The following is a 13332-nucleotide window of genomic DNA, read 5'->3' as shown; positions in this document are numbered from 1 at the left end:
TACTAAGCGGTAACTTATGCAGTCCGTCTGAGACTACCCACTTCCTCCGCCGCACTGTAGCCAGAGGTGCGGTGATCTGCGTCGCTGAGGGAAGCCTGAGTGGCCGTGCGGGGGCCGGGCAGGAGGTCCGGTTCGCCCGTGACGGCAGGACACGTAAACCCGATCGTGTTATTCACCCAATACTGTGACAATTACCCCTAAATTGGCGAGGTGCTGTACGGAATCACGGCCGCCACCGCCGCTCTGCTCCTGACCGCCGCGCTCGCCGCGCTGCTGCGGTCGTTCTCCCTGCGCTTCGGCGTGGTCGACGGGACGGGGTTTCCCGCGCGCCGGGCGAAACCGCGGGCACCCGGGAGAGCGCGGCCGGTTCCGCTGCTCGGCGGGGTGGCCGTGGTGGGCGGGACGGCGCTCGTCGGCTGGGCCGGGGACTGGACCGGCGCCGCCCCGCTCGGGCCGGAGGCCGGACGGCTGCTGGTCGCCGCGATCGTGGTCGCCCTGCTCGGCCTGGCCGCCGACCTGCTGCCGGTGCCCCCGGTGGTGTGTGTGGCCGGCGTCGTCGCCGCCGCCGCGCTGACCGTCCCCTACGACGAACTCGGCGTGCCCGCCGGAGCGCTGGCCGTGGCCTGGATCGTCTTCGTCACGCAGGCCTTCCGCTCGCTCGACCACGCCGACGGGGTGATGGGGACGGTCGCCGTCATCACCGCCTTCGCGCTCAGCGGGTGCGCGGCCGCCGAGGTCATGGACGGGCTCGCGGCGCTGCTCAGCGTGCTCGCCGCCGCCCTCACCGGCTTCCTGATGCACGGCTGGCCGCCGGCCCGGATCGCGCCGGGGCGGTGCGGCTCGCTGTTCGCCGGGTTCGTGCTGGCCGCGGCGGTCGTGCAGGTGCACGCGGAGCGGCCCGCCGGACCCGGGTTCGGCGCCGGGTTCGCGCTGACGGCCGTGGCCAGTGCCGACGCCGTCCTCGTCCTGGTGTCCCGGCGGCGGGCGGGGCGGCCGCTGCTGCGCCCTGCGCCGGACCATCTGGTGCACCGGCTGCGGCGGGCCGGGCTCACCCGGCAGGGGGTCATGGTCGTGACGGGGCTGGCCGCGTTCGCGGGTGCGTCGGTGGGGCTGCTCATCGATCTCGGGTGGCTGGGGGCGGGGGCGGCCTGGTGGCCGGCCGGCGCCGTGGCGGTGGTCGCGGTCGCGGGGGCCGTACGTCCGGGACCCCGCCCGCGCCGGTCTCCTCCGCATGCGATCCCCGCGCCCGGGGGACCCGTCCCGCGATCGCTGGACCGGCCGGGACGGCCTCGTCCGGCGGCTCCGGGTGCGGTAAAGGTGCACTGACTCTACGAGAAAGCCGCAGGTCAGGGCCTTCATGCGTGTAAGGAGCGGATAAGAGTTGAGCCCCTGCGACTCAGGTCTGTTGACCGAGAGGCGGACGTCGTGCACACTTGAGTCCGTTCCACTCAAGTCATTGTTGGAGGAATTGAAATGGCACGTGCGGTCGGCATCGACCTGGGCACGACGAACTCGGTCGTCAGCGTTCTGGAGGGCGGCGAGCCCACCGTCATCACCAACGCCGAGGGCGCCAGGACCACGCCGTCCGTCGTCGCCTTCGCGAAGAACGGTGAGGTGCTCGTCGGCGAGGTCGCCAAGCGCCAGGCGGTCACGAACGTGGACCGGACCATCCGTTCGGTGAAGCGTCACATGGGCACGGACTGGAAGATCGAGCTCGACGGCAAGAGCTTCAACCCGCAGCAGATGAGCGCCTTCATCCTGCAGAAGCTGAAGCGCGACGCGGAGGCGTACCTGGGCGAGAAGGTGGCCGACGCGGTCATCACCGTCCCGGCGTACTTCAACGACTCCGAGCGTCAGGCGACGAAGGAAGCCGGTGAGATCGCCGGTCTCAACGTCCTTCGTATCGTCAACGAGCCGACCGCGGCCGCGCTCGCGTACGGCCTCGACAAGGACGACCAGACGATCCTCGTCTTCGACCTCGGTGGCGGCACCTTCGACGTGTCCCTCCTGGAGATCGGTGACGGCGTCGTCGAGGTGAAGGCCACCAACGGTGACAACCACCTCGGTGGTGACGACTGGGACCAGCGCGTCGTCGACTACCTGGTGCAGCAGTTCCGCTCCGGTCACGGCGTGGACCTCGCCAAGGACAAGATGGCGCTCCAGCGTCTGCGCGAGGCCGCCGAGAAGGCCAAGATCGAGCTGTCCTCGTCCACCGAGACCTCGATCAACCTGCCCTACATCACGGCCTCCGCCGAGGGCCCGCTGCACCTGGACGAGAAGCTCACGCGCGCCCAGTTCCAGCAGCTGACGGCCGACCTTCTGGAGCGCTGCAAGACGCCGTTCCACAACGTCATCAAGGACGCCGGCATCCAGCTCTCCGAGATCGACCACGTCGTTCTCGTCGGTGGCTCCACCCGTATGCCCGCCGTCGCCGAGCTCGTCAAGGAGCTGACCGGTGGCAACGAGGCCAACAAGGGCGTGAACCCGGACGAGGTCGTCGCCATCGGCGCGGCCCTCCAGGCCGGTGTCCTCAAGGGTGAGGTCAAGGACGTCCTGCTCCTCGACGTGACCCCGCTGTCCCTCGGTATCGAGACCAAGGGAGGGATCATGACCAAGCTCATCGAGCGCAACACCACGATCCCGACCAAGCGCTCGGAGATCTTCACGACGGCCGAGGACAACCAGCCGTCCGTGCAGATCCAGGTCTACCAGGGCGAGCGCGAGATCGCGGCGTACAACAAGAAGCTCGGGATGTTCGAGCTGACCGGTCTGCCGCCGGCCCCGCGTGGTGTCCCGCAGATCGAGGTCGCCTTCGACATCGACGCCAACGGCATCATGCACGTGACCGCGAAGGACCTCGGCACGGGCAAGGAGCAGAAGATGACCGTCACCGGCGGCTCCTCGCTGCCGCGGGACGAGGTCGACCGCATGCGCCAGGAGGCCGAGAAGTACGCGGACGAGGACCACGCCCGCCGCGAGGCCGCCGAGACCCGCAACCAGGGCGAGCAGCTCGTCTACCAGACGGAGAAGTTCCTCAAGGACAACGAGGACAAGGTCCCCGGCGAGATCAAGACCGAGGTCGAGGCGTCCGTCGAGGAGCTGAAGGCCGCGCTCAAGGGCGAGGACACCGCCGAGATCCGCACCGCCACCGAGAAGGTCGCCGCGGTCTCGCAGAAGCTCGGCCAGGCCATGTACGCCGACGCCCAGGCCGCGCAGGCCGCGGGCGGCGACGCCCACGGTGCCGAGGCCCCGAAGGCCGACGACGATGTCGTCGACGCCGAGATCGTCGACGAGGACCGCCGGGACGGTGCCGCGTGACGGAGGAGACCCCGGGCTACGAAGAGCAGCCCGACGTCCCTTCCGGCGCCACCTCTGACGACGCCGAGCCGCAGTCCGCCACCCCCTCTGCGGAGGGGGCGGCGGCCCCGGACGGGGACGCAGCAGCACAGTTGGTCGGTCTGACGGCCCAGCTGGACCAGGCCCGCATGGCGCTCACCGAGCGCACCGCGGACCTCCAGCGGCTCCAGGCCGAGTTCCAGAACTACCGCCGCCGTGTCGAGCGCGACCGGATCGCGGTCAGGGAGGTCGCCGTCGCGAGCCTCCTGACCGAGCTCCTTCCCGTACTCGACGACATCGGCCGCGCGCGGGATCACGGCGAGCTCGTCGGCGGATTCAAGTCCGTCGCCGAATCGCTGGAGACCGTCGCGGCGAAGATGGGGCTCCAGCAGTTCGGCAAGGAGGGCGAGCCCTTCGACCCGACGATCCACGAAGCCTTGATGCACTCGTACGCGCCGGACGTCACCGAGACGACGTGCGTGGCGATTCTGCAGCCGGGGTATCGCTTCGGCGAGCGAACCATCCGCCCCGCGCGGGTGGCCGTCGCCGAGCCGCAGCCCGGGGCGCAGACGGTCAAGGCCGAGGACTCGGCCGAGGCGGCCGATGACAAGGAGAGCGGTGGCCCGGACGAGGGCTGAGCTTGAGCGGACGAGGAAGGAGGGACGTCGGGGATGAGCACCAAGGACTTCATCGAGAAGGACTTCTACAAGGTCCTCGGCGTCCCCAAGGACGCCACCGAGGCCGAGATCAAGAAGGCGTACCGGAAGCTCGCCCGCGAGTTCCACCCGGACGCCAACAAGGGCAACGCCAAGGCCGAGGAGCGCTTCAAGGAGATCTCCGAGGCGAACGACGTGCTCGGCGACCCCAAGAAGCGCAAGGAGTACGACGAGGCACGCGCCCTCTTCGGCAACGGCGGCTTCCGGCCGGGTCCCGGCGCGGGCGGCGGCAACTTCAACTTCGACCTGGGCGACCTCTTCGGAGGCGGCCCCCAGGGTCAGGGAGCGGGAGGAGCCGGCGGCTTCGGCGGCGGTATAGGTGACGTCTTCGGGGGCCTGTTCAACCGCGGCGGCGCCACCACGGGCACGCGGACGCAGCCCCGGCGCGGCCAGGACATCGACACCGAGGTCACGCTCTCCTTCACGGAGGCGGTGGACGGCGCGACCGTTCCGCTGCGGATGACCTCGCAGGCGCCCTGCAAGGCCTGTTCGGGCACCGGCGACAAGAACGGCACACCGCGCGTGTGCCCGACCTGTGTCGGCACCGGCCAGGTGGCGCGGGGCTCGGGCGGCGGTTTCTCGCTGACGGACCCCTGCCCTGACTGCAAGGGCCGCGGTCTGATCGCCGAGCACCCCTGCATGGAGTGCTCGGGCAGCGGCCGGGCCAAGTCGTCCCGCACGATGCAGGTCCGGATCCCGGCGGGTGTCAGCGACAACCAGCGGATCCGGCTGCGCGGCAAGGGCGCCCCCGGCGAGCGGGGAGGACCGGCCGGCGACCTGTACGTCACCGTCCATGTCGACGCCCACCCGGTCTTCGGCCGCAAGGACGACAACCTCACCGTCACCGTGCCCGTCACCTTCGCGGAGGCGGCACTCGGCGGCGAGGTGAAGGTGCCGACCCTGGGCGGCCCCCCGGTGACCCTGAAGCTGCCGCCGGGCACCCCCAACGGACGCACCATGCGCGCCCGGGGCAGGGGCGCGGTCCGCAAGGACGGCACGCGGGGCGACCTCCTGGTCACCGTCGAAGTGGCGGTCCCCCAGGAGCTGTCCGGCAAGGCTCGTGACGCTCTGGAGGCGTATCGCGAGGCGACCGCGGGTGAGGATCCGCGGGCGGAGCTGTTCCAGGCCGCGAAGGGAGCATGACGGAGCCATGGACACGACCGGTCGTCGACGCAACCCGTACGAACTGACCGAGGAGACTCCGGTCTACGTCATCTCGGTGGCGGCCCAGCTCTCCGGACTGCACCCGCAGACACTGCGTCAGTACGACCGGCTCGGTCTGGTCTCTCCCGACCGCACGGCGGGCCGTGGCCGCCGTTACTCGGCCCGCGACATCGAACTGCTGCGCACCGTCCAGCAGTTGTCGCAGGACGAGGGCATCAACCTGGCCGGCATCAAGCGCATCATCGAGCTGGAGAACCAGGTGGCCGCGCTCCAGTCCCGGGTCGCGGAGCTGGAGTCGGCACTCGACGGCGCCGCGGCCACCATGCGGCAGCGCGAGGCCGCCGTGCACGCCTCCTACCGCCGGGACCTGGTCCCGTACCAGGAGGTCCAGCAGACCAGCGCGCTGGTGGTGTGGCGTCCCAAGCGGGCGGCCGACTAGGACAGGTCCTGGTTCTCGTCCGAAGGGGCCCACCGGTTCGTCCGAACCGGTGGGCCCCTTCGTGTCGGGCGGGGGTCAGAGCCAGTCGTCCCAGATGCCGTAGGCCTGCTGCTCGACCACCTCTTCCTTGCCCGACGGGTCGACGTAGACGGCGCGGTAGTAGTACAGCCCCAGCCGGTCCTCGTGCACGGTGGTGTCCATGTGGGACTTCGGGGCGGTCACCTTGCCCGTGGCGAACGTGGTCCAGGCGCCGGCGGCCGCGTCCCACTTCTCCCAGCGGTAGTCCGTGTAGTCACCGCACGGCATGTCGTAGATGGTCTGGCCGCAGCGGACAAAGAGGCTCGGGTACTGGCTCTCGCGGACGTCGGTTCCGGTCCAGCCGGGCGGGCGGGTGTCCGGCAGGGTGACGGAGACCTCGGCGGGGTGGTAGGCCTCCGGGCCGGCGTCGTCGTCCACCAGGCCGGACCCGTCCGAGGCGGCCACCTTGTAGATGTGCGTGGCGCCGTCGGGGACGGTCGGGCAGAGGATCTCGGTGGGGGCGAGCGAGGACGCCCTCCAGCAGTTGCCCTTCCACCGCGTCTCGCCGGTCTCCGGGTCGGTGACCCCCTGCCAGACCTTGTATCCGGTGACGTCGTCGTCGGCGGGCGGTGTCCACGTCAGGCGGACGCCGAGCGGGAGCTGCTGCGCCGTCAGGTTCCCGACGGGGGCCGGGCGCTCGGTGTCCGGCGTGGTGGCCGTGGCGGCCGCGCCGGGCTGCGACTCGTGCCCGTAGGGGTCGATGGTGACGATCCGGTACTCGTACGTCGTCTCCGAGGCACCGGAGATGTCCCAGCAGGTGCCGTGGACCACCTTGCGGCCCGCGTAGGACGGGGTGCGGTCATCGGCCCATGTCCAGGACGTCGACGGGGGCCGCAGCGTGTCGTCGAACAGGATGTTCGGCTTGCAGAGCTCCACGGTGGTGCTCTGCCCGGTCGCCGGGTCGGTACGGACGATCCTGTACGTGAGGAGCGGGCCCTCGTCGAAGGTCCACGGGTCGGCACTCGTCCACTCGATCATCACCCCCTCGTCGAACCGGTGCGCGGTGGTCTCGTACGCGGGGACGGCCTCGGGCCGGTCGGCCATCGCCAGGGTGATCTCCGCCGGGGCGGCGGCGTTGCCCCTGGTGTCCACCGAGCGCACCGCGTACCGGTAGCTGTCGGCGACCGTGGCCAACTGGCGCGGCACGACGTCGGTCCGCGTGGTGGTGCCGCCGCCGGACAGGGCGTCGGACCAGCCGCCGTTCGACGGGTCGTACTGGAGGACCTGATATGAGGAGGCGCCGGTGACCGGGGGCCACACCAGATGAGGAACGCCCGACCGGTACGTGACGCCGAGGCCGGAGACGGGTGCCGGAGGCGTCAGGTCGGAGGTGGTGAACGTGCCGGCGGCCGAGTAGGCGGACCAGTTCCCGGCGGCGTCGCGGGCTCTGCCCCGGTAGGTGACCTTGCTGCCGTCGGCCCGGTACCCGGTGTCGCAGATCGCGCCCTTGGCACCGGTGTACACGGTGATCCACGCGCCGGTCGTCGGGTTCAGCCGCTGCATCGAGTACAGCGCGATGTCGGCCGCGTTCGCCGCGGTGGTGACGAGCTCCGGTGCCGCGTAGGGCTGGTCGCCGGGGCAGCTGTCCATCTCGACGAACGGTGCGGCGGGCGGGGTCCTGTCGACGGTGGTGACGCCTCGGGCGGCCGTCCCCGCCGACTGGTTGCCCGCTCTGTCGTAGGCGCGGACCTCGTAGTAGTAGGTGTCGCCGGTCAGCGGGAGGGACGTGTCGGTGTACGAGGTGGTGGTCGTCGTGGTCCGCGACGTCCAGGTCGTGCTGCCCTTGAGGCGGCGGAAGACGCGGTATCCCGCGAGGTCCATCTCCCGGTTCCTGGACCAGGAGACCTTGGCCCGGCCGGTGGCGGTGTCGTACGTCGCCGAGGAACCCGTGGGCACCAGGGGCCTGGTCTTGTCGGCACCGGGAGAAGTGGTGGGTTTGTAGACGAAAGCGACGTTTGCCTTTCCTGTCCAGTTGGCGAAATCGACGCGCAGCGTGTGCCGGCCGGACGGAATGGTGAGGTTGACCGTTTTTGACTGAGTGGCCGAAATGTTCTTCCAGGCGTCTACTTTGCGCGTTCCGTCCAGATAGACCCGAATTCCGTCCTGGAACGAGAGGGGGAGCGTGAAGGGGCCGCCCGAGCCGAAATCGCGGGTCACCGTCCAGCGGACGCCGAAGTTGTCGGCGGGCAGGCCCGACGCGGGCGCGCCGGAGCCCCAGTTCTGGTCGATCGCGGAGTCGCAGTCCGTCTTTTTCGGTGTGCCCGAGAATGTGGTGTTCGCGTAGAACTGCCGCTTATACAGGGGCGATGTGCAGTTGGTCACTGCGGAGGCGGCCGTGCCGGCTGCGGTGAGCAGTCCGCCCGCGGTGGCGAGCACGAGGGCCGCGGAGAGGGCGCCCTTCGTGCCGGTGGCTCTGTTCATGCGTTCCTTCTGGTCTGCCCGATCGTCAACGGTGGTTAAAAATCCGTTGATGATCACGACTCCCGTACAGGGGAGTTGGTTGTACCGGTGAATGACAGAAGGTGAAGCTGAGGGGATTGGTGGAAGGAAGGGCGTAGTCTTTTCCCGTCGTGTTCACTTGTGGAACACGAAACGCCGTTGCCATCTCGTTAAGTGATTACTCCTTGACGCTGAGGTGATCGCCGCGTTGGCTTTCAGCCACCTGGGTCGCAATGCTGCAACCTCGCCCGGAAGGCACCTGATGTGAACACTCGTAACACCGGCCTCCGCCGTACCGTCGTACCCACCCTGGCGTCGTCCGTCATGGCCGTCACCCTCGCCGGGTGCGGCATGGGCATTGGTGGGAGCGGCACCTCGGCAAGCCCCACGAAGGGCGACGACATCAAGGTGGGCCTGCTCCTTCCGGAGAAGGAGAACTCTCGTTACGACAAGTTCGACTACCCGATCATCCGGGATCAGGTCCAGAAGCTGACGGACAAAAAGGGCACCGTCGTCTACGAGAACGCCGAGGCGGACGCCGCCAAGCAGCTTCGCCAGCTCCAGCAGATGGTCGACGACAAGGTCGACGTCATCCTGGTCGACGCGGTGGACTCGGTGTCCATCGCGAAGGGCGTGCGCAAGGCCAAGGAGGCCGGTATCCCGGTCATCGCCTACGACCGCCTGGCGCAGGGTCCGATCGACGCGTACATCTCCTTCGACAACGAGCTGGTCGGCGAGGTCCAGGGCAAGGCCCTGGTCGGCGCGCTGGGTACCAACTCGGCCTCGAAGAAGATCATCATGATGAACGGCTCGCCCACCGACCCGAACGCGGCGCAGTTCAAGGCCGGCGCCCAGTCCGAGCTCCAGGACAAGGTGATCATCGCCAGCTCGTACGACACCAAGGACTGGAAGCCGGAGAACGCCAAGGTCAACATGGAGAAGGCCATCCAGAACGTCGGCCTGAGCAACATCGCCGGTGTCTACGCCGCCAACGACGGCATCGCGGGCGCGGTCATCGACGTCTTCAAGAACGCGGGCGTCAGCAAGGTGCCGCCGGTCACCGGCCAGGACTCCGAGCTCGTCGCCGTGCAGCGGATCATCAAGGGCGACCAGTTCATGAGCGTGTACAAGTCGTACCCGCAGGAGGCCAGCGCCGCCGCCGAGATGGCGGTCGCCCGGGTCCAGGGCCGCTCGATCGAGTTCGACGCGCTCACCCGCGACAAGGTCAGCAGCCCCAGCAACAAGGACATCCCGTCCCAGCTCGTGCCCGTGGTGGACCTCACCACGGACAACATCCGGAAGACGGTCATCCAGGACGGCATCTACACCGTCAAGGAGATCTGCACGGAGCCCTACAGGGTGGCCTGCAACACGCTCGGTATCAAGTAGGACGTCCGGCCGGCTGTCTCGTGACCGAGGCGGCGGGCACGGACCGGCACGGTTTCCGGCCCCGGCTGCGGGTGCACGCCCTGAGCGCGCACCCGCACCCGGGGCCGCTCCGTGTCCGCCCCGGCCGCCACCTCCGCGGGCGTCTCGGCCGGCACCCCGACCGGCACCCCGCGCGACGGACCCGCCCCGCGCGCCCCCCGCGACCGGGACGGGCCCGGCGTCCGGACGGGCGGTAAGCGCCCGTGGGCCCCTCAGAGGAGCTGTGCGGCCGTCTGACCGCACGGCACCCGTGCGCCCCGGCCCGGCGCGCACAGCGCCTCACCGGCGCCCCCTGGGGCCGTACGCGCCGGTCCGGCATGATCGCCCCATGCCTTCGATCGTGCTGATGTCCGACCCGAAGATCGCCGCGATCCCCGTCGTGGACTGCGGCGAGCCGCTCATCGACGTACGGACGGGGGACCCGTTCCCCGTCGACGCCCGCAGAAGCGATGACACCGGGGCGTACGCGCATCTGCGCGAAGGGGTGCTGAACCGGCTCGTGGCGGCGGGGGACCTGCTGCCGGACGGTGTGCGGCTGCTGTTCGTCGAGGGCTACCGCCCGCCCTCGTTGCAGCGGCTCTACTTCGACCGGTACGCCGCCGGACTGCGCGCGGACCACCCCGGGTGGGACGCCGGGCGCCTGCGCGAGGCGGCGAGCCGCTATGTGTCCCCGCCGGAGATCGCCCCGCACAGCGCGGGTGCCGCCGTCGACCTGACCCTCGTGGACGGCGACGGCCGGGAACTGGACATGGGCACGCGCGTGAACGCGAGCCCCGAGGACAGCGACGGCGCCTGTTACACCGCCGCGGACGGCATCGCCGGGACCGCGCGCGCCCACCGCCGGCTCCTGGCCGACGCGCTGAGCGCCGCGGGCCTCGTCAACTACCCGACCGAGTGGTGGCACTGGTCCTACGGCGACCGTTACTGGGCGCTCGCCACGGGCGCCGCTCACGCGATCTACGGTCCCCGTGAACTTTCCGTCACGGCCGACGGTCCCTCGTAGCCTCCGCTTCCCCGTCCGGGGCGTGGCCCTCGTCTCCCGGGACGCCGTCCCTGCCGTCCCAAGTTCCGTGAAAGCTACGGTAGTTGTGTCTTCGGCGCCGGGGCCGGGCCGTGGGCCGGGGTGCTCGCCGGGGCCGTTCCGCGAGGGGCCGGACGTCCGGGTGGCACCCCCTTCAGCTTGTTGCACCGCGTGCGGTGAAGGTCATGCTTTATGCGGATGAGGCCGGGCGAACGGACGCCGCTGGGCGACACAGCCTTGTTGCGATGCCGGACGCGTCCGCGCATAGTTGCGCTGCGGAGGACGCCCTGACGCGGGGGCTCACGCCAGGGGTTGGAGCTGGAGCCAGGGGTGGGAGATGGCCGGGCACGGGACGGACAGGCATCCGCACGGCGCTGACCGACTGTGCGATGCGGGCGACCGGGTGTACTCCCGGGCCGTGCGGCGTGGCCGGGTGCCCCGCAAGGACGCCGAGGCGGTGCCCTGCCTGCTGGAACTCGCGCTGCTGCACCCCGATCCGGACGACATGGGCTGGCTGGTGCCGACCTCGCCCCAGGAGGTCATGACCCGGCTCCTGCGGGGCGTGTACGAGGAAGTCAGCGCGAGCCAGGCGCGGGTGGGCGACGCGGTGTCGGCCTTCGAGTGGTACGCGGGCCTCGGCGGCCGGGTGCGGGCACCGGCCGAAGGAGTGGCGATCCGTGTCCTCGACGGGCTGCCGCGGATCCACGCCGCCATGGACAAGGCGACCGAGGAGTGCACCCGCGAGGTCCTGACGGTGCAGCCGGGCGGTATCCGGCGCGAGGACGAACTCGTCGAGGGTCTGCACCGGGCAATGGAGATGCGGCGGCGCGGGGTGCGCATGCGCGACCTGTACACCCACGTGGCCCGGCACGGCCAAGGCCTCCTGAACTACATGGAGTTGATGGGCGACGCGGCGGAGGCCCGTACCCTCGACGAGGTCGTCGAACGGCTCATCCTCTTCGACCGCACGGTCGCCTTCATCCCCGCGAACGCGGACCGCACGATCGCGCTGGAGCTGCGTCACCCGGCTCTGGTCGACTACTTGGTGACGGTCTTCGAGCGGCTGTGGCGGCTGGGAATCCCGCTGACCTCGCCGATGCCCTCGACGGGCATCGAGGGCATCACCCACCGGGAGCGGTCCATCGCGGCGCTGCTGGCCGAGGGCCACCAGGACGCGGTCGTCGCGGAACGCCTGGGCATCAGCGTGCGGACGTGCCGGGCGCACATCGCCCGGCTGTCGGAGACGCTGGGCGCGGCGAGCCGGACGCAGTTGGGCGTGCGGATCGCTCAGGCGGGTCTCGACGGGCCGCAGCGTTCCCCCGGACTCGACGCGATCACCGTCGCGGAGGCGGTCTCGGGAGCCCCCGCCGTCCCCGACCGCGGATCCCCGACCGGCCGCTGAGCGGGGCGGGCCGGGCCCGCCGTGTGCCGCCCGGGCGGGCGGGTCGGGCGACCGGGCGGCGGCGGCCGGGGTCACTCCCCTCCCTCGGGCTGGTCCAGGAGCCCCGACTGCGCTATCAGGAAGCCGAGTTGAGCCCGGCTTCCGCTGCCGAGGGCGGAGGCCAGCTTGGCGATGTGCGCCCGGCAGGTGCGGACGTTCATGCCCAGGCGGCGCGCGATGGCCTCGTCCACGTGGCCCTCGATGAGCAGTTTGGCGATGGAACGCTGCACGCCGGTGATGCCGTTGGGGCCGACGTCGTTCGGGACGTCCTCGGTGAGCGGGACCGCGCGCTGCCAGAGCTGCTCGAAGACCTTGCTCAGGTACAGCACCAGGCCGGGGTGCCGGAGTTCGAGGGCGACCCGCCGGTCGTCGCTGGCCGGGATGAACGCGACGGTCCGGTCGAAGACGATCAGCCGCTCGATGAGTTCCTCCAGGGTGCGGACCTGGATCCGGCCGCCGGATATGCGCTCCACGTAGGCGAGCGTCCCCTGGCTGTGCCGGGCGGTGTGCTGGTACAGCGTGCGGATGCGCACCCCGCGGTCGGTGAGCGGCCTGTCGCGCTCCAGCGCCTGCATGAGGGCGTCGGCGGGGCGGCCGCCGCCCGGCTGGATCGTCAGCATCTCCGTGTGACACTCGGCGGTGGCCGAATTGAGCGCCGCGTTGATCCGGTCGAATCCCTCCAGGACGGTGATCGCGTGGATGCTCGCCGCGCTCTGCGTGCTGATCGCGATGAACGGATCGAAGGAATCGGTCAGTTCGATCGCCAGCCGCCGGCGTTCCTGGATCTCCCGTTCCAGGGGCTGCAGACGCTGGGCGAGCGCGACGGACGGCGGAACGGGGCGCAGCCACTTCTCGTCGTCGGGATCGGGATGAAGCAGTGCGAACTCCAAGAGGCAAGGGGCTGTTTCCACTTCGACCCGAGTGATGCGGCCGGAGTGCAGCGCGCTGGCGTAAAGGCGTGCTCCTTCGTCACACAACGTGGTGACAGCGTGGGGATGTGTCGGTTGTGAGTTCTTTGTGGTCAAATCTCCACCCCCCAGGGTCCTGAACGTGCAGGAACATGATGCATCGCTCCTGTGGCATTGACGTGCCTGAATGAGCCATCGTCTTGTGACGACGGGGGAGAAGATTCCATCAAGTGAGGACGAAGCCGACTATGCGAGCGAGATTGCTTGGTTCAGTGCTTGCCGCAGTCTTCTCTGTCGCTGTGGCATTCGGCGCCTCGGGGGGCTCGGGTCTTGATGCCGGGGGTGCCCGGACGTGGGCCGGC

Annotated in this window: 10 protein-coding genes; 8 read left to right on the top strand and 2 right to left on the bottom strand. The window is 70.2% G+C overall.

The window, feature by feature from the left end; all coding sequences use genetic code 11:
* Positions 1-210 precede the first annotated feature (210 nt).
* The 5 genes from ACIQRL_RS08085 (at position 211) to ACIQRL_RS08065 (ending at position 5655) form a co-directional block, all read left to right on the top strand.
* Positions 211-1326: an MraY family glycosyltransferase gene (locus tag ACIQRL_RS08085; protein WP_401328645.1), complete on the top strand. Its 1116-nt coding sequence runs from the start codon at positions 211-213 to the stop codon at positions 1324-1326.
* A gap of 147 nt (positions 1327-1473) precedes the next feature.
* Positions 1474-3318, top strand: a complete 1845-nt coding sequence (gene dnaK / locus ACIQRL_RS08080; RefSeq protein ID WP_401328643.1) for a molecular chaperone DnaK — start codon at positions 1474-1476, stop codon at positions 3316-3318.
* Positions 3315-3974 (top strand): nucleotide exchange factor GrpE, encoded by a 660-nt coding sequence (gene grpE / locus ACIQRL_RS08075; protein WP_401328640.1) that lies wholly within the window; start codon positions 3315-3317, stop codon positions 3972-3974. The genes dnaK and grpE overlap by 4 nt, the downstream gene beginning before the upstream one ends.
* A 33-nt stretch (positions 3975-4007) precedes the next feature.
* Positions 4008-5195 carry a molecular chaperone DnaJ gene (dnaJ, locus tag ACIQRL_RS08070; RefSeq protein WP_401328637.1) on the top strand — a complete coding sequence of 396 codons (1188 nt, stop codon included), beginning with the start codon at positions 4008-4010 and terminating at the stop codon, positions 5193-5195.
* Positions 5196-5202: 7 nt separating this feature from the next.
* Positions 5203-5655, top strand: coding sequence for a heat shock protein transcriptional repressor HspR (locus tag ACIQRL_RS08065; RefSeq protein ID WP_401328634.1), 453 nt, complete (start codon positions 5203-5205; stop codon positions 5653-5655).
* A 75-nt stretch (positions 5656-5730) separates the two neighbouring features.
* On the opposite strand, the gene ACIQRL_RS08060 is transcribed toward ACIQRL_RS08065, so the two are convergent.
* Positions 5731-8154, bottom strand: a complete 2424-nt coding sequence (locus ACIQRL_RS08060) for a PA14 domain-containing protein (protein ID WP_401328632.1) — start codon at positions 8152-8154, stop codon at positions 5731-5733.
* A gap of 282 nt (positions 8155-8436) precedes the next feature.
* Here ACIQRL_RS08060 and ACIQRL_RS08055 point away from each other — a divergent pair, with 282 nt between their 5' ends.
* The 3 genes from ACIQRL_RS08055 to ACIQRL_RS08045 all read left to right on the top strand — a co-directional run bounded on the left by ACIQRL_RS08055 (position 8437) and on the right by ACIQRL_RS08045 (position 12023).
* On the top strand, positions 8437-9561 hold the full coding sequence (locus ACIQRL_RS08055) for a sugar ABC transporter substrate-binding protein (RefSeq protein WP_401328630.1): 1125 nt from the start codon (positions 8437-8439) through the stop codon (positions 9559-9561).
* Between the two features lie 367 nt (positions 9562-9928).
* Entirely contained in the window at positions 9929-10603 is a 675-nt protein-coding gene (locus tag ACIQRL_RS08050; RefSeq protein WP_401328628.1) for a M15 family metallopeptidase, read from the top strand.
* 355 nt (positions 10604-10958) lie between these two features.
* Positions 10959-12023 carry a LuxR C-terminal-related transcriptional regulator gene (locus tag ACIQRL_RS08045; RefSeq protein ID WP_401328625.1) on the top strand — a complete coding sequence of 355 codons (1065 nt, stop codon included), beginning with the start codon at positions 10959-10961 and terminating at the stop codon, positions 12021-12023.
* Between the two features lie 71 nt (positions 12024-12094).
* Here the strand turns inward: ACIQRL_RS08045 and ACIQRL_RS08040 are convergent, their stop codons facing one another.
* Positions 12095-13087, bottom strand: a complete 993-nt coding sequence (locus ACIQRL_RS08040; RefSeq protein ID WP_401328622.1) for a helix-turn-helix transcriptional regulator — start codon at positions 13085-13087, stop codon at positions 12095-12097.
* Positions 13088-13332 lie beyond the last annotated feature (245 nt).

The sequence above is a fragment of the Streptomyces sp. NPDC091209 genome, assembly GCF_044757755.1.
Classification (GTDB): Bacteria; Actinomycetota; Actinomycetes; order Streptomycetales; family Streptomycetaceae; genus Streptomyces.
Note: the sequence above shows the minus strand (reverse complement) of the source record. Positions and strands in the feature narration are given on the sequence as shown.